Origin of the sequence: Veillonella sp. oral taxon 158 (genome assembly GCF_018376515.1) — a bacterium.
Taxonomy (GTDB): Bacteria; Bacillota; Negativicutes; order Veillonellales; family Veillonellaceae; genus Veillonella; species Veillonella rogosae.
This window is the reverse complement of sequence record NZ_JAHABE010000003.1, coordinates 183,668-204,728: the sequence shown is the minus strand read 5'-3', so window position 1 is coordinate 204,728 and position 21,061 is coordinate 183,668. Positions and strand designations below refer to the sequence as shown.

General features: G+C 35.2%; 22 protein-coding genes. 10 read left to right on the top strand and 12 right to left on the bottom strand.

Annotation, left to right across the window (positions count from 1 at the left end; all coding sequences use genetic code 11):
• Positions 1 to 17 precede the first annotated feature (17 nt).
• From KH364_RS03335 to KH364_RS03315, 5 genes are all read left to right on the top strand, one after another.
• Positions 18 to 1,049 (top strand): aspartate-semialdehyde dehydrogenase, encoded by a 1,032-nt coding sequence (locus KH364_RS03335; protein WP_273298594.1) that lies wholly within the window; start codon positions 18 to 20, stop codon positions 1,047 to 1,049.
• 21 nt (positions 1,050 to 1,070) lie between these two features.
• Positions 1,071 to 1,958: a 4-hydroxy-tetrahydrodipicolinate synthase gene (gene dapA, locus KH364_RS03330; protein ID WP_024062662.1), complete on the top strand. Its 888-nt coding sequence runs from the start codon at positions 1,071 to 1,073 to the stop codon at positions 1,956 to 1,958.
• 251 nt (positions 1,959 to 2,209) lie between these two features.
• Entirely contained in the window at positions 2,210 to 2,602 is a 393-nt protein-coding gene (panD, locus tag KH364_RS03325; protein WP_105098017.1) for an aspartate 1-decarboxylase, read from the top strand.
• Positions 2,603 to 2,672: 70 nt separating this feature from the next.
• Positions 2,673 to 3,515 (top strand): pantoate--beta-alanine ligase, encoded by an 843-nt coding sequence (gene panC / locus KH364_RS03320; RefSeq protein WP_273298593.1) that lies wholly within the window; start codon positions 2,673 to 2,675, stop codon positions 3,513 to 3,515.
• Positions 3,516 to 3,527: 12 nt separating this feature from the next.
• Positions 3,528 to 4,469: a bile acid:sodium symporter family protein gene (locus KH364_RS03315; RefSeq protein ID WP_273298592.1), complete on the top strand. Its 942-nt coding sequence runs from the start codon at positions 3,528 to 3,530 to the stop codon at positions 4,467 to 4,469.
• A gap of 49 nt (positions 4,470 to 4,518) precedes the next feature.
• On the opposite strand, the gene lexA is transcribed toward KH364_RS03315, so the two are convergent.
• The gene (gene lexA / locus KH364_RS03310) at positions 4,519 to 5,190 is read right to left on the bottom strand and encodes a transcriptional repressor LexA (RefSeq protein ID WP_273298591.1); all 672 of its coding nucleotides are present in this window, start codon (positions 5,188 to 5,190) and stop codon (positions 4,519 to 4,521) included.
• Between the two features lie 254 nt (positions 5,191 to 5,444).
• On the opposite strand from lexA, the gene KH364_RS03305 reads away from it, so the two are divergent.
• Entirely contained in the window at positions 5,445 to 5,753 is a 309-nt protein-coding gene (locus KH364_RS03305; protein ID WP_273298590.1) for a LysM domain-containing protein, read from the top strand.
• 122 nt (positions 5,754 to 5,875) lie between these two features.
• Here the strand turns inward: KH364_RS03305 and KH364_RS03300 are convergent, their stop codons facing one another.
• Positions 5,876 to 6,886, bottom strand: coding sequence for a site-specific integrase (locus tag KH364_RS03300; RefSeq protein WP_273298589.1), 1,011 nt, complete (start codon positions 6,884 to 6,886; stop codon positions 5,876 to 5,878).
• A gap of 105 nt (positions 6,887 to 6,991) precedes the next feature.
• Between KH364_RS03300 and KH364_RS03295 the strand changes: the two genes are divergently transcribed.
• Positions 6,992 to 8,347, top strand: coding sequence for a VanW family protein (locus KH364_RS03295; RefSeq protein WP_273298588.1), 1,356 nt, complete (start codon positions 6,992 to 6,994; stop codon positions 8,345 to 8,347).
• A gap of 190 nt (positions 8,348 to 8,537) precedes the next feature.
• Positions 8,538 to 9,155 carry a phosphatase PAP2 family protein gene (locus tag KH364_RS03290; RefSeq protein ID WP_273298587.1) on the top strand — a complete coding sequence of 206 codons (618 nt, stop codon included), beginning with the start codon at positions 8,538 to 8,540 and terminating at the stop codon, positions 9,153 to 9,155.
• Between the two features lie 176 nt (positions 9,156 to 9,331).
• Here the strand turns inward: KH364_RS03290 and KH364_RS03285 are convergent, their stop codons facing one another.
• The gene (locus KH364_RS03285) at positions 9,332 to 10,633 is read right to left on the bottom strand and encodes a WG repeat-containing protein (RefSeq protein WP_009352590.1); all 1,302 of its coding nucleotides are present in this window, start codon (positions 10,631 to 10,633) and stop codon (positions 9,332 to 9,334) included.
• 226 nt (positions 10,634 to 10,859) lie between these two features.
• Between KH364_RS03285 and KH364_RS03280 the strand changes: the two genes are divergently transcribed.
• A complete protein-coding gene (locus KH364_RS03280) occupies positions 10,860 to 11,009 on the top strand; it encodes a hypothetical protein (RefSeq protein ID WP_009352573.1) in 150 nt (49 codons plus the stop codon).
• A 65-nt stretch (positions 11,010 to 11,074) separates the two neighbouring features.
• Here KH364_RS03280 and KH364_RS03275 read toward each other — a convergent pair whose 3' ends face one another.
• The 4 genes from KH364_RS03275 to KH364_RS03260 all read right to left on the bottom strand — a co-directional run bounded on the left by KH364_RS03275 (position 11,075) and on the right by KH364_RS03260 (position 14,601).
• A complete protein-coding gene (locus tag KH364_RS03275; protein ID WP_273298586.1) occupies positions 11,075 to 11,824 on the bottom strand; it encodes a DUF4241 domain-containing protein in 750 nt (249 codons plus the stop codon).
• Positions 11,825 to 11,869: 45 nt separating this feature from the next.
• On the bottom strand, positions 11,870 to 12,613 hold the full coding sequence (locus tag KH364_RS03270; protein WP_273298585.1) for a DUF4241 domain-containing protein: 744 nt from the start codon (positions 12,611 to 12,613) through the stop codon (positions 11,870 to 11,872).
• A gap of 1 nt (position 12,614) precedes the next feature.
• Positions 12,615 to 13,523 carry an HAD family hydrolase gene (locus KH364_RS03265; RefSeq protein ID WP_273298584.1) on the bottom strand — a complete coding sequence of 303 codons (909 nt, stop codon included), beginning with the start codon at positions 13,521 to 13,523 and terminating at the stop codon, positions 12,615 to 12,617.
• A 139-nt stretch (positions 13,524 to 13,662) separates the two neighbouring features.
• The gene (locus tag KH364_RS03260; RefSeq protein ID WP_273298583.1) at positions 13,663 to 14,601 is read right to left on the bottom strand and encodes a DUF1848 domain-containing protein; all 939 of its coding nucleotides are present in this window, start codon (positions 14,599 to 14,601) and stop codon (positions 13,663 to 13,665) included.
• A gap of 146 nt (positions 14,602 to 14,747) precedes the next feature.
• Here KH364_RS03260 and KH364_RS03255 point away from each other — a divergent pair, with 146 nt between their 5' ends.
• Complete coding sequence (locus tag KH364_RS03255) at positions 14,748 to 15,497, top strand: class I SAM-dependent methyltransferase (protein ID WP_265139067.1); 750 nt, start codon at positions 14,748 to 14,750, stop codon at positions 15,495 to 15,497.
• A gap of 111 nt (positions 15,498 to 15,608) precedes the next feature.
• On the opposite strand, the gene KH364_RS03250 is transcribed toward KH364_RS03255, so the two are convergent.
• From KH364_RS03250 to mtnP, 5 genes are all read right to left on the bottom strand, one after another.
• Positions 15,609 to 16,271, bottom strand: coding sequence for a hypothetical protein (locus KH364_RS03250; protein WP_009352596.1), 663 nt, complete (start codon positions 16,269 to 16,271; stop codon positions 15,609 to 15,611).
• A 107-nt stretch (positions 16,272 to 16,378) separates the two neighbouring features.
• The gene (locus KH364_RS03245; protein ID WP_009352548.1) at positions 16,379 to 17,668 is read right to left on the bottom strand and encodes an amidohydrolase; all 1,290 of its coding nucleotides are present in this window, start codon (positions 17,666 to 17,668) and stop codon (positions 16,379 to 16,381) included.
• 120 nt (positions 17,669 to 17,788) lie between these two features.
• Entirely contained in the window at positions 17,789 to 19,033 is a 1,245-nt protein-coding gene (locus tag KH364_RS03240; RefSeq protein ID WP_273298582.1) for an adenosylhomocysteinase, read from the bottom strand.
• Between the two features lie 75 nt (positions 19,034 to 19,108).
• The gene (mtnA, locus tag KH364_RS03235; RefSeq protein ID WP_273298581.1) at positions 19,109 to 20,173 is read right to left on the bottom strand and encodes an S-methyl-5-thioribose-1-phosphate isomerase; all 1,065 of its coding nucleotides are present in this window, start codon (positions 20,171 to 20,173) and stop codon (positions 19,109 to 19,111) included.
• Between the two features lie 42 nt (positions 20,174 to 20,215).
• On the bottom strand, positions 20,216 to 21,010 hold the full coding sequence (mtnP, locus tag KH364_RS03230) for an S-methyl-5'-thioadenosine phosphorylase (protein WP_273298580.1): 795 nt from the start codon (positions 21,008 to 21,010) through the stop codon (positions 20,216 to 20,218).
• Positions 21,011 to 21,061 lie beyond the last annotated feature (51 nt).

The following is a 21,061-nucleotide window of genomic DNA, read 5'->3' as shown; positions in this document are numbered from 1 at the left end:
AGCAAGGAGATTTATCAATGAAAAAACCTAATGTTGCAATTCTAGGTGCTACTGGTGCAGTAGGTGCTGAATTCATTACACTTATTGAAGAACGTAACTTCCCTTACGAAAACCTAAAATTATTGGCTTCTGCTCGTTCTGCTGGTACTGAACTGACTGTAAATGGTAAAACATATGTTGTAGAAGAAGCAAAACCAGAATCTTTTGATGATGTAGATATTGCATTATTCGCTGGTGGTTCCATATCTAAAACTTTGGCACCAGAAGCGGCGAAACGCGGTGCTATTGTTATCGATAACTCTAGTGCATTCCGTATGGATCCTGAGGTTCCACTCGTAGTACCAGAAGTTAATCCAGAAGATATTTTGAAACATAAAGGTATCATTGCAAATCCTAACTGCTCTACAATTATTATGAGCCTTGGCTTAAAACCGCTTCATGATATTTCTCCTATTAAACGCGTTATTGTAAGCACATACCAAGCTGTATCTGGCGCAGGTAAAGAAGGTATTGAAGAGCTTGAGAACCAAGTAAGACAATTTACTGCTGGCGAAGAAATGACAGCAAACTTATTGCCTACAGGTTCTGCACCTAAACATTATCCTGTAGCATTTAACTTATTACCACAAATCGACGTGTTCTTAGACAACGATTATACAAAAGAAGAAATGAAGATGGTTTATGAAACTCAAAAAATTCTTCATGACGAAACTATTCAAGTAGTTCCTACTACAGTTCGTGTTCCTGTATATCGCTCTCACTCTGAGTCTGTATTAGTAGAAACAGCTGAACCAGTATCTGTAGAAGCTTTCAAAGCGGCTTGTGAAAAATTCCCAGGTTTACAACTAAAAGATAATCCTGCAGAACAAATTTATCCTATGCCATTATATACATCTAATCAAAATGATTGTGAAATCGGTCGAATTCGTAAAGACTTGTACAATGACAAAGGCATGAATTTCTGGATTGTAGGGGACCAAATTCGTAAAGGTGCAGCTCTTAATGCATTGCAAATTGCTGAGTACTTGGTGGAAAAACAAGCATTTTAATCTTTCCAGGGGAGGACAGATATGAAAACCTTTGGTCGAGTGTTAACAGCTATGGTGACATCCTTTAATAGTGATGGATCCGTTAATATTGAAAATTGTGTAACTATTGCTAATCATTTATTAGATAATGGTTCTGATGGTCTTGTTGTATGTGGTACAACAGGTGAAAATCCAACTATGTCTAAAGAGGATAAATTAGCTTTATTTACGGCTATCGCTAAAGAATGTGGCCATAAAGGTACAATTATTGCCAATGTTGGTACTAATGATACAAAATCTTCCGTAAATTTTGTAAAAGAAGTCTCTAACATCGACGGTATTGATGGTTTGCTAGTTGTAGTACCTTATTACAATAAACCTAACCAACAAGGCCAATATTTACATTTTAAAGCTATTGCAGAAGCTACTACATTACCGATTATGGTATATAATGTACCAAGTCGTGTTGGGACTGGTATTTTCCCAACTACATTAGTTCAATTACATAATGAATATCCACATGTATGTGCCGTCAAAGAAGCAAGCGGTAACTTGATGATTGCTTCTGAAATCAAACGCTTAATGCCTGGAGATGAATTCATGGTATACAGTGGTGATGATGGTCTTACATTACCAATGTTATCCGTAGGGGGATGTGGGGTAATCTCCGTAGTATCTCATGTAGCTGGTAAAGATATGAATGCTATGATTCAAGCTTTTGAAGCTGGTCATAATCATGAAGCTATTCGTCTCCATCAAGGCCTATCTGAGATTATTAAAGCTATGTTTATCACTACAAATCCAATTCCTGTAAAATATGCAGCACGTAAAATTGGTTTGCCAGTTGGTGAATTTAATTTACCAATGTGTGAGCCAACTGCTGATGAAGCTGCATATATTGATAAAGCATTAACAGAATATTTACAATAATATATAAATAATCATAAAACCAGTAACTACTATGTAGCTACTGGTTTTATTTTATATGTTTTATATTTGTTACTAACAGTTATAACCTAATAATCAAAAATATAATCTGTAAACTTTTTATTATGATATAATTGCACTGGAGATAGTATTTTCAACTATACTCTAGTCTACTGTTAATTCATGATAAACAGAAATTTGTGATATTTCGAATCGACCATAAGGCGATTACATTAAAACACAAGGAGTTTAACATGGAACTAACAATGTTAAAAGGTAAAATTCACAGAGCTACTGTGACACAAGCAGAACTTGATTATGTGGGGAGCATTACTATAGATACAGATCTATTGAATGCATCTGGAATACGAGAGTATGAGCAAGTTCAAATTGTAAACATTAATAATGGAGCACGATTTAGTACATATACAATAGCTGGCGAAGCCGGTAGTGGTGTTATATGTTTAAATGGCGCTGCTGCACGGCATGTCCAAGTACATGATAAAATTATTATCATGTGTTATGCACAGCTAAATGAAATTGAAGTTGAGAGCCATAAGCCTCTCGTTGTATTTGTAGATACAAATAATAAGATAAGTCATATAAAGAACTATGAGAAACATGGTTTATTAGTTGATCAGAATTAATTGTCTTTGATCGAATTACAGTAGACTGTATAGGCCTATCTTCGTATTTACAATAAACGGAGGAATCATTATGGAACATGTACTTACAATTGAAAATGTACGCAATACGATTAGTAAATGGAAAAAAGAAGGATATTCTATTGGTTACGTCCCAACTATGGGGTTTTTACACGATGGGCATGCTTCATTAATAGATCAAGCAAGAAAGAATAATGATAAGGTAATTGTCTCTATTTTCGTTAATCCCATTCAATTTGGAGAAAATGAAGATTTAAGCACATATCCACGTGATATCAATAGCGATAAAAAGCTATGTGAATCACATGGTGTGGACCTCATATTTACACCTAGTCCAGAGGAAATGTATCAAGATAAAAAAGCCTTTGTAGATATTCTTGATTTATCTAATACATTATGTGGCATTCGCAGACCAATTCACTTCAAAGGTGTATGTACTGTTGTAGCAAAATTCTTTAATATTATTCAGCCTACAAATGCATATTTTGGTGAAAAGGATGCACAGCAATTAGCCATTATCCGTAAAATGGTTTTTGATTTAAACTTTCCTATAAATATTATTGGTGTTCCTATTGTGCGTGAACAAGATGGTTTAGCAAAATCCTCTCGTAATACATATTTATCTAGTGACGAACGTAAAGCTGCAACTATACTATATAAATCTATTCAAACAGGAAAACAAGCCATTAAACGTGGAGCTTCTGCTGATAGTATCATTAATACTATGACAGAAATTATAAATACTGAGCCCTTGGCCAAGATAGATTATATTTCAGTTGTAGATGCTAATACTATGCAACCAGTTGAAGAGATTAATGATCCTGTTCTAGTTGCCATGGCAGTATATATTGGCTCTACACGTCTTATTGATAACTTCTCATATGATCCAAATTAGGAGAGAGAAGTTATGAAGCAACTAATAACACTAAATCAACTGATATCCAAATACTTAATTATACTAATCATAGTTTTTTCTTGTATTGCTTATATAGTGCCTTCATATTTTTCTTGGGCCATAGCTTATACACCATTTTTACTTGGAATCGCTATGTTTGGCATGGGACTAACTATTAAATTTGAAGATTTGTGTAGTATTCTCAGACATCCAAAGGATATTTGTATAGGTGTACTGGCTCAATATACAATAATGCCTTTATTAGCTTGGGGAATCTGTCATATTTTTACATTACCTTCAGATTTAGCAATTGGTGTTATATTAGTTGGCTGTTGTCCAGGTGGAACCGCCAGCAATGTCATCACCTATATTGCTAAAGGTGATGTTCCTTTATCTGTAGGAATGACGATTACTTCAACATTAATAGCACCAATTGTAACGCCTTTACTAATCCTATATTTGGGAGGTACATGGGTAAATGTTGCATTACTACCAATGATAATAACTATGGTAAAAGTAATTATAGTTCCTATATTATTAGGTGCAATCATCCAATATGTTTGTAAATCACGGATTAACACATTAACTAGTGTAAGTCCTATTGTTTCTATGATTGCTATCATATTATTAATAGCAGCCATTATAGCCATTAATAGAGATAAACTTTTAATTTCTGGTTTAGAAACATTACTAGTTGTAGGCATACATAATATACTCGGCATGCTTTTAGGATTAGGTGTAGGATATATACTTAAATTAAGATATGATAAAACTACAGCATTAGCGATTGAGGTAGGGATGCAAAATAGTGGTTTAGCAGTCACATTGGCGGCAACAAATTTTGCATTAAATCCTTTAGCAACTCTAGTGGGAGCTATCTTTAGTGTATGGCACAATATATCAGGTGCTATTTTTGCTATGCTTCGTAGAGAGAATAGTTTACGTAATATATAAATTTAATAGATACAAGAAAAAACCGGCAACCATAAGTTGCCGGTTTTTTCTATATTCTGTCTCGTACAAGACCAATGACAAGACCTTCAATATGACAATCATCTACAATGATTGGATCGAAATCATCATTTTCTGGTTGCAAACGAATGTGACCATTTTCTTTATAAAAACGTTTTACTGTAGCTTCATCATCGATACGTGCCACAACAACATCACCATTATTAGCCGTATTTTGATGGCGTACAATGAGCATATCACCTTCATACATACCAATATTCATCATGGATTCGCCTTGAACGCGTAGCAAGAAGCAGTCAGAATCACCAGTTAATTGAACAGGTAATGTAAGAGTAGATTCTAAATTTTCTACCGCTGTAATAGGCATACCTGCTTGAACAGTACCAATAAGAGGAACTTGTTTTAGACCAGCGCCTAAGAACTCAAAATTATCAGAACTTGATATTTCATTACCATCTACAGAAATAGAAGGTTTTGCATCCTCTAGTACTGTAATAGCGCGATTTTTATTAGGATCACGTTTAATATAACCAAACTTTTCAAGAGCATTCAAATGAGATTGCACAGTAGAAGTAGAACTAAGGCCTACATGGGTACAGATTTCTCGAACAGTAGGACAACGATATTCATTATGTAAAGAGTCCTTAATAAATTCTAATATACGGCGCTGTTTTGTATTAATATCTGTAGCAGGGCGTCTCACGATAAACCTCCATAGTCAATGTAATGTCAAAATAATATCAATATGTATATGCGGAAAAATTTACTCATTTCGTACTATATAATAAAAACATAAGATAATTACTTATCTTATATACCTATTATAGGCAATTTTAAAAGTTTTTGCAAACATTTGTTCTAAAACACTTGACCGAACATTCGTTCGTGTGCTAATATAAGCATGTAAACAAACAAATGTTCTCAGATATTATGTTCGATGTAAATGTGAGGTATGAGATGAAAAATATATTGATGATGGTAGGAATGTGCTTAACAATCTTATTCGGCTATAATATGACAAATCCTGTAACAGAAGCAAATACACATGCTATCCGTGAAGTAAAAGTACAAGTAGGTGATACGATGTGGGATATTGCAGCTCGCACAGCTCATAAAGATATGGATGTTCGTGAAATGGTATATGCTATGAAGGAACTCAACAAAATTGATGACTCTGGTGCATTAGTTCCTGGTACAGTTTTAAAAGTACCGGTTAAGAAAAATGATAGTCCTGTTAGAGCTTTGGACTATGTGGCTCAAAACTAAATATATATGGGTATAACCCAAACGAAAAAGCAGCTACTCAATAGAGATAGCTGCTTTTTGTTATCTAATGTATGTTATTATACGATTTATGGATATTATCTTAATAAACTGATTTATAATTATCATCTAAATCGTTTTTCAAAAATAGTAGAAATAGGATTATCCACAAACTTATTGGCTTCATTAATATAACGACGAACCATATTAACACTATGATGACGTGTTTGTCTCATAATATTACGTTCTTCCACACCATAAGCTGCAGCAGTTGTTGCAAAGCCATGTCGTAAACTATGGGCTCCATACATAGATGGATCAAGACCAATGAGAGAAACATATTTCTTTACAATTTCTGCAATCATTTTATCGGATATGCCTGTTTTACGAAGTGACATATTTTTAGTAAAACCTCTAAATACAGGCCCTTCAGTAATACCAGAGGCACGTAACCATTGCTGTAAAGCACGTACTGCGTCTAGAGGAGAACCGGATAGATGAGGAATCGCTACAACAGCACCTTGACCTTCTTGGTCTGCTTTTGACGATGGTACAAAGATTTCAACACCTTGTGGAGAAAACTGAAGATGTTCTACTGTAATGGCCGCAATTTCACTACGACGAAAAGCGCCCATAAATCCAATTAAGAGAATCGCTTTATCACGTAATAATTGCAACTCAGGCACATCTAGTTTATCCATACACTCTAGAATTTCTTCAATATCTTCTAGAAGAACTGGTGTTTTACCTTGTTGGAAAGTACCTTTTAATCGTCTAATCCCTCGTAAGGCTTGTTTTACTATAGGTGCCATACAAGGATTATCTCTATGACCAGAAGCATTATAATTCTCCGATATGGCGCTAATGCGACGAGATATTGTATTAGCCTTAGCATAATCGGCTAGATCATTTATGTAGTTCACAATTGTTTCTGGTGTAGCTGGAAAATAAGATACCTTTTGATAAGTACACCAATCTACGAAATCGTCCCAATCCGATTCGTAGGCATCAACAGTATTTTCAGCCTTAGATAATAATATGCTTTGTTTTGCTTTCATAGACAACTTGGTACTATTCATAAGCGCATCATTATTGCGCAAATAGAAATGTTTCTGTTGCTCTTTAGACTTTGACATAGTTCACCCTTACCCTAAAATTATCAATATAATTGTACCATAGATTAGACAGTAATATGCTATAATTAGAGAATATGATAACTAATTCGGGAGAGTTTATAAATAATGACAAAGAAATATATTTTAGTAGGAACTATGCTTGTTCTCTTGGGGACAAGCGGCTGTTCATACATTCCAACAGAAAATATTTCTTATGGTGTATATTACAATGATACAGATCTATCTAATACGCCTAAGAATGAATTACAGGCTCGCTTACAAGAGTTAAATAGTAAAATCCCTCAAACTATATCTATTGATATGGGCAATAATAAAAAACAACAAGCTACCTATCATGATTTAGGGATCCAAATCGATACAGATGCTATGGTAAAAGCTATTTCTACATATGGCTATGAAGATAATATGTGGACACTACTTTCAAATCGATTTAATGCCTTATTCTACGGTCATCATTTTAAGCCACAATATAAGCTTGATGAGGTAAAAGCTAAAACCTATCTAAGTGAATTGGCTAAAACAATTGATACACCAGGACATGATGCATACCTTACCATTGAAAATGGACAAGTTGTATTACATCCTGCAAAAGAGGGTAAGCGTATCGATATTGATGCTACCCTTAAGAAATTAAAAGATGATTTGCAGGCCAGTGATAGTATTAACTCCTTATCTATGGTATTTACTACACAGAATACCGTAAAAGTAAGTGATGCCGATCTAAAACCTTTGAATACGGTATTAGCTTCTTACACTACAGAGTATGATCCTAGTAATGAAAGTAGAACCCATAATATTCAATTAGCATCTGATAAAATAAACGGTACCCTAATTAAACCGGGTGCACAGTTCTCCTTTAACGATGTTGTAGGTGAACGTACTGCAGAGGCTGGCTATGATGATGCACCTGTTATGATTGATGGTAAATTAGTTCCAGGTATTGGCGGTGGCATTTGCCAAGTAAGTTCTACCATATTTAATACAGCTTTACTATCCGGTATGAATATTATCGAGCGTACACCACACTTTGAGCCAGTAGGATATATTCAAGCTGGTCGTGATGCTACAGTAGCTTGGGGCTATTTGGACTTTAAGTTTAGAAATCCTTACCAACAATCTATTTATATCCTTAGTGTTATGAACAACGGAACGTTAACGATCTACATTATAGGTACGGCTCAAGATAAACCTAAAAATGTGTCTATTTCTGTAGGTGATTATGGCGAAATTCCTAACAAGACGATTACTAAGGTAGATCCTTCATTAAAAGAAAAAGAAGTGCAGGAGGGGCATGTAGGTTTAACAATGAATACGTATAGAACCATTACCTATGGTAACTGGGTTACGCAAACAGATTCCTTTGAGTCCGTATATGATCCAGTAGATACGATTATTACAATGCCTGCAACACCTGCAGCACCACCAAATCCACCGAAAAAACAGGACAAAAAGAAATCATAATTAAAGATTTTATTAAATATAGCCTAAACTATTGACCATATGATACAAATAGTTTAGGCTATTATTTGAACTATACATGAGAAATCATTTGATACATAGTCCAGTATGTAAAAATAGATATCTCAATGACAAAGAAAATTTATCAGTTCATTCTCAATAATTATCATTTACTAAAATAGAAGAGGAAGTTATGGACTCAATTTTACAATTTGATCACTCTGTGATTTTCTATGTACATGAACACCTTGTATATAGTTTTTTAACGCCAATAATGGCAATTCTATCTAAAATCACTAGTAATGGCGCATTATGGATTTTAATTGCATTATTATTGATGATTCAAAAAAAATACCGCGTATTAGGCGTAGCCATAATTATTGCCTTAGGATTTGTATTTATCATCGGTGATCAAGGATTAAAACCTAATGTGGCTCGTTTAAGACCATTTGTAGATTTTCCGAATGTTACGGTACCATTAGAGTCAGCTTTACCAAAAGCAACAAGTTTTTCATTCCCATCTGGCCATAGTTTTGGTTCATTTGCATCTGCCATGACCATTTACCTAGGCTTGAGCCAAATAGCGCCTCAGAAGCGATATTTAGGGATTTTAGCATTGGTATTGTCAGTAGTAGTAGCATTCTCTAGAGTTTACTTATTTGTACATTATCCAACAGATGTATTAACAGGCTTAGTATTAGGGATCATCGTAGGGTTCATCGCTTGGAAGTTAGCGAGAGTTGGTTGGAACTGGTGGATAAACCGCAATAATGATGTAGAATACGAACCATATACATTTAAACGTAAATAAGCTAAAAAACTATATAACATAAGGGATTGGGCCATTTAGGCCCAATTTTCTTATTATAATTACTTCCGATAATATATCGTTATCGGAAGTAATTATAAAAAAAAAGAAAAACTAGCCTATATTTCTATAAGCTAGTTTATGTACGTTACTTCTAAAAATAACAATATATGCCCTCATTATTTATCAAAGGATTCTATATCTTTAATATATGCAGCTAATAATGGCTCATCTATGGTGACCTTATCAAACTTAGGTTCAACGACTATATGGCCTTCATAATCCATTAGACCATATTGGCCATTAGACTTATAAACATATAAGTCTTTATAAAATGATGTTATATCGTCATCATAATTCGGCAATTGGAATACTTCATAGCCTGTGTTAGTATCTATTACATATTTTCTTTGGCCTTTGGATGCAGTCGTTACTTTGTTTAATACATAATTAGGTTTTGATATATCTACCTTATCATAACTATGATTAAATAAAATCCCTAAATGCGCATTAAAAATTTGAACACCTTTATGATTCTTTAATACAAAACTACGATCACTTAATCTTTCATAGGAATCAAATTCAAAAGGAACAACTGTAGTATTTAATGAATCAATAATACCATACTTATGATTTTTATCAGAAGCTATAAAGTAATCAAACTTTTTACCTAAATGTTTGATTGATGTATATACTGCCGGAATTACTATTGTATTCTCATTGGTTCTCATTCCATACAAAGTATTACCTTTTTTATTTACTTCTGTAAACAATACATACTCAGTTGATGGTGCTCTACTAAAAATGCTATCGCCCATTTCATTCCCACCAATTCCAGTTCCTTCACCAGTCCCGGACTTCTCATAGTTATTTGTATGTATTAGGTTCAGAGCTTCACTTTCACTTAGTAATATTCCTTCATCTGTTACGTATTTAATTAAGCCATCTGCAGTATGTATTTTAAATAAATTCTTCTTATCATTTTTTGACCAGTAAAATTCAATACTCTCCCATCCACCTTTTATAGGGTTACTAATGATTTGAGTACCATTAATTTTATCATATAAATACCAGTAGTCCCCTTTTTGTCCTAATATCAACTTATCATTAATAGCGCTATAGTTATGTACTACGTCATTAATGGCATAGGTACCATTGGAATTAACTAGTTTAAAGCCCCCATCAGTTAAGGCTCTAGCATAATAGTAATCAAATTCATATTCATAGCCTGCCGGTAAATAAGCTATGTCACTTAAATTTACATATCGTTTTTGACCATTTTCATAAAATGATCCATATACAAATTCATTAGAGGCTTTCATATAATCTACGTGTAAGTTATCATATGGGCCCAGTATCCAACTCCCTTTTTCATCGACGATAGTATTACCAGCTGGGGATTCTAATGTAATATATTCTTTTGCAGATGCAATATTACATGCAGCCAATGCTATAGCTAAGCCTAATACAAACTTTCTCATATATAGATCTCCAGTATACAAAACAATAATAATTAATCTCATAATACCATATTTTAATACTATAATTAAGAGAATCATTTCATACTTAATGAGCTAATATGGAAATGATTTTTATTTGAAGTAATTCATATATTAGCAATTTTATATTGAATTTTTTAGAATTAGGTTGTAAAATAAGCATATAAACTATCTAATTTACTCATATCAACTCTTATGGAGGTATTATATGTGCTGGTGTGATATTGTAAGCAAAGCCAAAATTGGCGGTTTAAAGCATTTAGGTAATGGTATGGAAAGTTCCTTAAGATTCCTTGCGGAAATTGTTCTTACCCTAAGTATTATTCGTGTACTTGTAAACTGGATCTTTGGTATTTAAAGCTCTAAACTAAATAAGATACTATAAAAGGCGCTTAGTTATCTAAGCGCCTTATTTCTATTCAATTATATTTGATGATTAGTTGTATCACAGCTAATATATTCTACAACTATTTGGCAAATATCTCCACCCCTATCAATACCCCAATATACAGGATAAAGACCACATCCGTATCCTGAGCGTATCATAGGAAATGATAAATTGGTATCTGGAATTTCAAAAATAATCCAATCTCCGAGAGGTTGTTGATATTGAGGATTATCTAATGCATTTTGTTTAAACTTTTCCTCTAATAAATCTAAGTAAATATTACCATTTGGATTGTTTTGATACCATTGATCTTCAAATTTTTTATAAGCCTCTGCTGTAGCTACATCAACAATGGTTGCCAAAGCACTATCTACAGAAAAGCCAACAAAACTTTCCTCACCTGTTAATTCAGAAAGGTCTTCATCGCCAATAAGCGCTAACTCATATCGTACTGGTTTTGTACTTTTAAATAACACTCTAGTTAAAACATAACCATAATCATTTGGACCTAATTCAGCAACTAATGTTTCAACGGGATATGTCCCAGGTTCAACACTCCTAAAATAAGGAAGATTTTCTAAAGTACCTAAATTTACAACGGGATCACATGCAAAGATATGTCCTGTTGTAAATATAAAATCACCCATTGGTAATCTATATAACTTTTTATTAAATAGTTCTTCACCATTAAATATATCATCATAATTGACAGGCGCCTCTAATTTTCCTTCACTATTTAATTGATCATATATAGTTAGCCATTCTTTAGAAAGCTGATTCCTCATTAGTATTTTCTCCTAAAATTTATGAAATACATTATAAATTAGTGATTACTGATACGCTTCGCTGCAATCAATATATTCCATAATAAGTTGGCAGATTTGTCCATCTTTATCAAATGCCCAGTATACAGGGTATAAACCATCACCAAAGCCTGATTGAATCATTGGCACAGTCAATTCTGTTTCAGGGATGGTAAAGTTAATCCAGTCCCCTTTAGATCGTTGGTATTGAGGATATGCCATAGCATTTAATTGAAATAAATCGCTATAGTAATCATCATAAATGTTCTTATCAGGATAGTTAGTATGCCATTGATCGTAGAACTTTCTGTAGGTCTCAATCGTTTCAGCATCCACAACTGTAGCAAGACCAGAGTCTACCGGGAAACCGATAAAGCTTTCACCATCATCTAGAATTTCAATATCTTCTGTACCTTTTAAGGCTAATTCGTAGTTTACCGGCTCATTTCCATTAAATATAACGCGGCTCGCCACATAACGATATTGATTTGGTTCCATTTCAATGATTTTAGTTTCCAATAGATACGTACCTGGTTCTACCGTTCTAATATAGGTATCGGGTTTGCTCGGTAATGTTACCAATGGATCACAGCATGTAATATGACCTGTTGGGAAGTTTACAGTCCACATAGGCAATGTATGTAAAGGAAACCCTTTTAGCTCTTTACGAGAAAATAAATCGTGATATGGTACAGTAGGTTTCAATTTGCCTTCGGAACCTAATCGGTTGAATATTTGAATCCATTCGCTAGTTAATTTAGATTTATCCATGTTACTCCTCTGCTTCGTATTTACAATGAATATATTCGCCCTCTAATACTTCATAGGCAGCTGTTTTACGTATAATTTGCTTTACTAAGGTATCTAGCTTTGAACCATTTGAATAGTCTGCTGGTGCATAATACCGAATACGATGATGAAGCATCATTTTATAGACCTTATCTTTATCCTTTTTAATAGGATCATATACACCAATGGAATGACCACCATTGGCATTTACAAGGCTCATGCAAGGAATATCTGTATCGCTATCCCCAATATAAATCATATTCCGGAACGGCACTCGTTGATTTTCAGGCTTAATATAATCATTAACGCCTGTATCATTAATATCGAGAATCCCTTTTTGTATGCGGAATAAAAATTGTGTTTTATTTGTATAGTTAATAGCTTGAGCTGGCCATACAGCTACACCCTTATCGTCGAACATAAATGCACTAGCATAGATTTTGGTGAAAGCCCCCTCTTTTGCCATTTCGGTGCCTTCAATCATCTCTTTTAAGCCAGAAGAAATGATGTAATGCTCAATGCGTACGCCATGTTCTAAGCCATAGTCCCGTATACGTTCAAACCAAGTACGAACGCCTTCATATAATTCTACTTGATTGCCATATTCCATAAGCTTTTCTTTCGTTATATAGAAATGACCTACAGCCTCTTGAATCATCTTGTACATATAGGCTAAGTTATTATCCATGTCATTCTTTTTAGCCAATTCATTCGATTCTTGCCAGAATTGTTTAATTTGTTCTTCGTTATAGCCAACAGATTGAATAAAACCTTGTGCCTGCATATCATCAGGGGTTAAGGTTTTATCAAAATCGTAGCACATAGCTAGTACTGGCATAGACGATTCAAAAGATTCTAAGGATTCTTTACTGTCAGTCTTATAGGTGATCATAATCCACCTCCTTGTAATAATACATAAACAATTAAAAGTCGTTTAACTCTCTTATATTCTTGAGGTGACCCAACCCCTTTTGTTTATATTTTACACGATACGTCAATGATTTGAGCTTCGTAATTCTTCGTAATTCTAATTAAAATAGGCTTTCTTGTGTAAAAGTTTCGTCTACAATCCAGATCTTTTCCGTGCTTTCTTTGATAATTGCTGTTTTTGAAAGTGATCCAATGAGTAAGCTAGAATTTGGATCATGTTGCATTCGATTTTGGCGAACAGCAGCTTGATTCGTATTGGCATAACAATAACCACAGAAATGACTACAAGTGTCATAGGCACCTATATCACCATGTAAATAACAATTACACTCTGGTCTAGCTGGTGTACGTTTCGGTGCTTTTAATGTTACGTTCCAAGCACGTTCATAACAGTTTAGTGTAAGACAGCCCTCTGTATTAGCACCTAATTCTTTGAAAACGTCCCCTTCTCCACAGGTTTTAAGTATCATCTGATGAGAATGCGCTATAGATACTAATTCTTTAATGATCTTTGTTTGAATATCTAAACTCGGTCTATATCCTTCAGGAAAATTATGAGCTACCTTATCAAAGATATCTAAAAAACTAACAATCACTGTATCAGTATAGCCCTTTAAGGACTTTGCCATTTTATAAAAGCTTTCAAAATGAAAATCTATGGTATATTCATTGGTTAAAATAATTGGATCATAGCGCCACACAATAGACTGAGGATTAAGCTCATTGGAAATATGTTTAAAACCATCTATTATAGACTCATATTGCGGTACATAGGGCTCAATATCACGGCCATAAGGTGTTATCGTCATATGCCAATATTGCCGATACTCTTCAATTTCATTTATTAATGGTATAAATGGCAAGGGATTTTTCGTACAAAAAGCAATACCATCTACTACTTCGCGATTAATAGTATAACGCGTTATTTGTAGTGAATTATAAGGATTTCGAACGTCTACGAAACCTTCATGTATACGATTAATCAGCCATTGACCATAAAAGGCAGGTATATCTGTACGTTGTCCAGTTTGTAATATCATATCGCTGCCCTTTCATTAAACAAAATATAAAAATATTATAACATATCTATCCCTATGTATTTATAGTATAAATGTGATTTTTGCTGTATAGTTTATTCATTGTTTATGGTACTATAAAGATTATAAAATATGAGGAGAACTAACGTATGAACGATATTTTTGAACAGAACCATCCTATGAAGGATGATAAAGAATTTATTACATCCTATTGGACAGATCGAGCTCACGATTTTGGAACCTTACGAGCTAAAGAATTAGAGAGCCCTAAACTTAAATTATGGAGAGATGAACTAACGAGTCATATCTTTGATTCTGATCGCTCTTTACGTATTTTAGACATTGGTTGTGGTGCAGGCTTCTTTAGTATTATCCTCTCTCAACTAGGACATACAGTACACGGCATCGATATTACGCCTAATATGATAGACGAAGCAAATCAACTGGCAGAATCCCTTGATTGTGATGCTACCTTCTCCGTCATGGATGCCGAAAATCTCAGCTTTGACTCCAATACCTTTGATATCGTTGTAGCCCGCAATGTAACATGGAACTTACCACACCCAGATAAAGCCTATGCTGAATGGTTACGCATCATTCGTCCAGGCGGTTTAATCCTCAATTATGATGCGGAACATGCTCGCAATCACCATGACTTACCACAATCTGTTCATCATGCCCATGAACATGTAAGCAATGACTTAAAAGAGCGGTGCCATACGATTTATCATATGCTTGAAATTTCATCCTTTACACGCCCTCAATGGGATAAAGAACTACTCACGAAGTTAGGTGCTAGCGCTGTTACCATTGATACCACCGTAGGATCTCGTATTTACAGCGAAGAAGATGAATTTTATATCCCTGTACCAATGTTCTTGGTGAAAGTAATAAAATAGCCTTCAAAGTAAAATATTACAAAATAAACCCACTCCATATGATATGTCCCCCTTTTATTAAGGATCTAATAAAGGAATATATCATAATATGAGTGGGTTTACTTTTATTTATTACTTCTTATTATCCTTGATGATAGAGTCATCAAAGCTATAGGTTGTTATAAATTTTGTTTTAGGATTAGCAGCATTACCAACGTCTTCTAAATATTTATTAGAAGCTACTTGAAGGTCTTGCTTATACGCATCGGCCAATGTTTGTAAATTGTTCGTATCGCTAACTCGTTTAAAGGTTTGATCCATAAATTTAATAGTATCTGTTTTTGAATCATAAATAAGATCAGTATTTGGTATGTCCTTAATATCCATCTTGATTGTATTTGAATTTGAGCTATCTGCGTTACCTACTATATCGTTAGCACTCATTACAAGTGTAAGTGCCGTAATATAATTTAGACGAGCTTCCTTTATATCCCCTACCATTTGAGTAGATTCAATTACAGGTCTCTTTTCAGGTGTCGTATATTGATAGTTATAGGCTTTCATATCTGCAGTATAAATCGTCTTACTATCATTTCGAGCTGTAAGATTCATCGTAAAAATAGGCGTGTCAACAGCACTTACTACATTTTGAACGGTATAGCCTGAGTAAGCAATCCATTCCCCTTCAGGTCCTTTAGACTGAGAAGACGCACTATTACTACTACAACCAGCTAATATCAATAAACTAACTAAGGCGATACAAAGTGAAAGGTATTGAAGTATTCTTTTTAGCATAGCACTACCTCGCATACAAACTTATATTATTTAAATACAAACCTGAAAAATACTACAATAGACAACAAAAAGCAAATCAGTTACAGATATAGTTCTTTACTAATATACTAGTTACTGAAATACTCTTGAGCCTTAGTGATTTCTGCGCGAAGTTTTTCTTCATCAATAGTAAGCAATTCTTTGTCTTTCATAAGAACTTTGCCACCTACAATTGTAGTATTTACATCAGAACTGTTTGCAGAGTATACCAGTGCCGCTAAGTCGTTGTAACGTGGCATCCAATGCATACCAGATACGTCATATAGTACGATATCTGCACGATAGCCTTTCGCTAAAACACCAAGGTCTGTATAACCAAGTGCTTTCGCTCCTTCTACAGTGCCCATATGCCAAGCTGCTTGTGCAGGAATTGCTTTAGGATCGTAGAGACGTGCTTTATGTAAAGTAGCCGCAAGGCGTACTTCTTCAAGCATATCCGCATTATTATTAGATGCAGAACCATCCGTACCAAGCCCAACAGTAATACCTTTACCAATCATTTCAGGAACGGGTGCAATACCACTTGCTAATTTAAGGTTAGATTGTGGATTATGTGCTACTGCTACATTATTTTCAGCCATAATTGCCATATCTTCATCTGTAACATGAACACAGTGTGCAGCTAATGTAGTATTCCAGAATAAACCAAGGTCATGCATATGAGCGATTGGAGTTTTACCTGTAGCTTTCATAACATTCTCCACTTCCCCTTTAGTTTCGGACAAGTGCATATGAATGCCACAATTTAATTCATGAGATAAGGAGATAACCTTCTCCATATAAGCATCTGGACAAGTATATGGCGCATGTGGTCCTAATAATACCTTGATGCGGTCATTATCAAAGCCATTCCATGTGCGGAATAAATCAGCATTCTCAACTAATGCTTGATCTGCTGTTGGAGAAACACCTGCTAAGCCACGAGATAATACAGAGCGAATGCCCGTTTCTTTTACTACCTCAGCCGTAGTATTCATAAAGAAATACATGTCGCTAAAGGTTGTAGTGCCAGTACGCAGCATTTCCGCAATGCCAAGTTGTGTGCCATAACGTACATAATCATCGTTTAGTTTAGCTTCTGTCGGCCAAATCGCAGTTTCAAGCCATTCCATAAGCTCAAGATCATCTGCATAGTTTCTAAATAACCCCATCGCAATATGAGTGTGCGTATTTACAAGACCTGGCGCTGCCAATTGGCCTTTACCATCTAGTACATCCTTAGCAGAATCTTTTGCTTTAATAGCTTCACTATCCTTTAAAATAGCTGTAATATAGCCATTTTCAATTTCAATAGCATGATTTTTAAGAACACCCTCATCGGTGAGGACGTCTACATTAGTAATCAATAAATCAGACATAGTCTTCCCTCATAGGTATAACCGAGCCATAATAGCTCGGTTATAGTTATTAATTCTGAAAGTTTATAGTAGTAATGATATACCTAAGCCTATCATTTACTATTATATTTCCATTCAATTTTAGTTTACTTTTGTTAAGTAGTCGATTTGTTCTTGTGTTAAAGAGTCTAAATCATAGCCCATGGAGTTCAATTTAAGTTTAGCAATTTCCACATCTAATTCATGAGGTAATACATATACTTTTGGCTCCATTTCTTTGCCATTTTTCAAGATATGCTCTGCAGCAAGGGCTTGCATAGCAAAGGATAAGTCCATGATTTCTGCTGGATGACCATCACCAGCTGCAAGGTTAACTAAGCGACCCTCAGCCAATACATATAGTTTACGGCCATCAGCCATCGTATAGCCTTCGATATTTTGACGAACACGCTCATGGCTTACAGCAAGATCAGCTAATTCAGCTATATTTACTTCGCAGTCGAAGTGACCTGCATTACACATGATCGCTTTATCTTTCATCACTTCGTAATGTTCTTTTACAATAACATCTTTACAGCCTGTTACAGTACAGAAGATATCGCCCACTTTGGCAGCTTCAATCATAGGTAATACTTTAAAGCCATCAAATACAGCCTCAACTGCTTTAATTGGATCCACTTCTGTTACATATACGTGTGCACCTAGGCCTTTTGCGCGCATAGCAACGCCTTTACCGCACCAGCCGTAACCAGCAACGACAACATTTTTACCTGTTACCGTTAAGTTAGTAGTACGCATGATGCCATCCCAAACGGATTGACCAGTACCATAACGATTATCGAAAAGATATTTACAGTAAGAGTCATTTACAGCAATCATAGGGAATGTTAATTGTTTAGCATTCTCTAATGCGTATAAACGATGTACGCCTGTCGTAGTTTCTTCGCTACCACCGATAAGACGTTCTTTAGCGTCTTGGCGTGTAGTATGTAACAAGTTTACTAGATCACCACCGTCATCGATGATGATATGAGGTTTATGATCTAATGCTTTGTGAAGGAAATCAAAATATTCTTCATCTGTGCAATCATACCAAGCATATACAGTGATACCCATATCTACAAGGCCAGCGGCAACATCGTCTTGCGTAGACAATGGATTAGAACCAGTTACGATAACATCAGCACCACCGCGTTTTAAAACAGTTGCGAGGTAAGCTGTTTTTGCTTCCAAGTGAACGCTAACAACAATAGTTTGGCCTTTGAAAGTTTCTTCCGCTTCAAAACGATCGCCTAATGTATTTAAGGTAGGCATAAAGTTAGAAACCCAATCAATTTTTTTACGCCCTTCTGCTGCTAAGTTAATATCTCGAATTAAGGATTCCATAATAACTCCTTTTACTAATATGAGTTGATATAATTAAAATAAAGATTTGATAGTAAACCCAATTGGATTTGTTTGTTATTTAGATTCTACAATTTGGCGTAGCTTACCGATTGACTCTTCATAATTTGGAGTCAATACACCTTCTTCGGTGATGATAGCAGTCACAAGATCATGAGGTGTTACATCAAATGCAGGATTGAGTATGCCAATGCCATTAGGCGCTGTTTGAACACCATGTAGAGACGTTACTTCATAATCGTCACGCATCTCGATAGGAATGTCGCTACCATTTTCCAAAGTAAAGTCAAATGTGCTATATGGTGCCGCCACATAAAACGGAATATTATGAAATTTAGCGAGAACTGCTACACCATAAGTACCAATTTTATTAGCTACATCACCTTTTGTAGTGATGCGGTCCGCACCGACGATTACAGCATCAATAAGGCCTTGCTGCATAGCATAAGCAGCCATATTATCTGTTTCTAATGTTACAGGGATACCATCCTCATGAAGCTCAAAAGCAGTTAGACGAGCACCTTGTAATAATGGACGTGTTTCATCGGCATACACCCGTTCTAGTTGACCATTCTCATGGAGCTTACGGACAACACCAAGGGCAGTACCTAAACCACCAGTAGCTAGTGCACCAGCATTACAATGGGTTAAGATGCGAATATTTTTCTTACCTTCAAATAATGTAGCCCCTGCTTCGGCCATACGACGGTTCAAAGATACGTCTTCTTCGTGAATGATAATAGCTTCTTTAGTAATAAGGTCTACTACTTCACTCATAGAAGACATACTTGCCACATTTGCTTTTACAAGAGACATAACACGATCTACAGCCCATGCCAAATTGATTGCTGTAGGACGTGTTTCCTTTAATGTTTCACTAAAGTCATATAAACTCGTTAATTGCTCACTAAATGGAATCTCTTGGCGACCTGCTTCCATAGCCGCTAAGATTAAACCATAACTAGCTGCTACACCGATAGCTGGAGCCCCACGAACGCGAAGCATCTTAATAGCCTCAGCTACTTGACGCCAATCAGTACAGTGCACATAAGAAATCTCTGTTGGTAATTTAGTTTGATCTAATAATACTAGCGTATCTTTACGCCATTCAATATTAATCATAGCGTCTCCTTCGATGAACTATTGTTTTTTAGTATGAATGGATTATAATTTAAAACCACCATATTCGTGCATGCGATTATGAGCATCATAGCGAGCATCTACATCGATTGCATCAATAGCACCTAAGATAAGAGATTTAAGTTGAGCCGCCATATCCCCCATCATTTCTACTACTTCACTATGAGTCAAGGCAGCATCGGAAATACCTGCTGCATAGTTTGTAATCATAGAAATTGTGGAATAAGCCATTTCAGCTTCATTAGCTAAGTTTACTTCAGGTACATTTGTCATGCCTACTGTATCCCCACCAAGCATATGGAACATTTTAATTTCCGCTGGTGTTTCAAAACGAGGACCTTCTGTACATACATAAGTACCACCGTTATGAATTGTAAGACCTTGTTCTGTGCCAACCTTTTGAAGAATATTACGCAATTCAGGGCAGTAAGGATTTGTTACATCAAGATGTGCTACTGGACGGTCACCACCTTCATAGAATGTAGTGATGCGGTTCTTAGTGAAATCTAAGAATTGGTCAGTTAAAACAAAATGACCAGGCTTAAAGTTTTCATTCAAGGAACCTACCGCAGTCGTAGAGATAATAAATGTTACGCCTAATTTTTTGAGCCCCCAAATATTAGCACGATAATTGATTTTGTGTGGAGGAATTGTGTGATCTTTACCGTGACGAGCAACAAAGATGACTGTTTTTCCGTGGTATGTACCTTGTACATAATCTATTTCACCATATGGTGTCATTAAGGATTCTTCATGAATATTTTCAAAGATGGATGGATCATAAACGCCAGTACCACCAATTATGCCAATTGCACTCATTGTGACCTCCTAATATTAATAACTCTTATCTTTTATTTTCTCATAGAATAC

Coding starts and splice junctions, on each gene's coding strand:
- KH364_RS03335 (WP_273298594.1), top strand. CDS start 18: ATGAAAAAACCTAATGTTGCAATTCTAGGTGCTACTGGTGCAGTAGGT.
- dapA (WP_024062662.1), top strand. CDS start 1,071: ATGAAAACCTTTGGTCGAGTGTTAACAGCTATGGTGACATCCTTTAAT.
- panD (WP_105098017.1), top strand. CDS start 2,210: ATGGAACTAACAATGTTAAAAGGTAAAATTCACAGAGCTACTGTGACA.
- panC (WP_273298593.1), top strand. CDS start 2,673: ATGGAACATGTACTTACAATTGAAAATGTACGCAATACGATTAGTAAA.
- KH364_RS03315 (WP_273298592.1), top strand. CDS start 3,528: ATGAAGCAACTAATAACACTAAATCAACTGATATCCAAATACTTAATT.
- KH364_RS03305 (WP_273298590.1), top strand. CDS start 5,445: ATGAAAAATATATTGATGATGGTAGGAATGTGCTTAACAATCTTATTC.
- KH364_RS03300 (WP_273298589.1), bottom strand. CDS start 6,886: ATGTCAAAGTCTAAAGAGCAACAGAAACATTTCTATTTGCGCAATAAT.
- KH364_RS03295 (WP_273298588.1), top strand. CDS start 6,992: ATGACAAAGAAATATATTTTAGTAGGAACTATGCTTGTTCTCTTGGGG.
- KH364_RS03290 (WP_273298587.1), top strand. CDS start 8,538: ATGGACTCAATTTTACAATTTGATCACTCTGTGATTTTCTATGTACAT.
- KH364_RS03285 (WP_009352590.1), bottom strand. CDS start 10,633: ATGAGAAAGTTTGTATTAGGCTTAGCTATAGCATTGGCTGCATGTAAT.
- KH364_RS03280 (WP_009352573.1), top strand. CDS start 10,860: ATGTGCTGGTGTGATATTGTAAGCAAAGCCAAAATTGGCGGTTTAAAG.
- KH364_RS03275 (WP_273298586.1), bottom strand. CDS start 11,824: ATGAGGAATCAGCTTTCTAAAGAATGGCTAACTATATATGATCAATTA.
- KH364_RS03270 (WP_273298585.1), bottom strand. CDS start 12,613: ATGGATAAATCTAAATTAACTAGCGAATGGATTCAAATATTCAACCGA.
- KH364_RS03265 (WP_273298584.1), bottom strand. CDS start 13,523: ATGATCACCTATAAGACTGACAGTAAAGAATCCTTAGAATCTTTTGAA.
- KH364_RS03260 (WP_273298583.1), bottom strand. CDS start 14,601: ATGATATTACAAACTGGACAACGTACAGATATACCTGCCTTTTATGGT.
- KH364_RS03255 (WP_265139067.1), top strand. CDS start 14,748: ATGAACGATATTTTTGAACAGAACCATCCTATGAAGGATGATAAAGAA.
- KH364_RS03250 (WP_009352596.1), bottom strand. CDS start 16,271: ATGCTAAAAAGAATACTTCAATACCTTTCACTTTGTATCGCCTTAGTT.
- KH364_RS03245 (WP_009352548.1), bottom strand. CDS start 17,668: ATGTCTGATTTATTGATTACTAATGTAGACGTCCTCACCGATGAGGGT.
- KH364_RS03240 (WP_273298582.1), bottom strand. CDS start 19,033: ATGGAATCCTTAATTCGAGATATTAACTTAGCAGCAGAAGGGCGTAAA.
- mtnA (WP_273298581.1), bottom strand. CDS start 20,173: ATGATTAATATTGAATGGCGTAAAGATACGCTAGTATTATTAGATCAA.
- mtnP (WP_273298580.1), bottom strand. CDS start 21,010: ATGAGTGCAATTGGCATAATTGGTGGTACTGGCGTTTATGATCCATCC.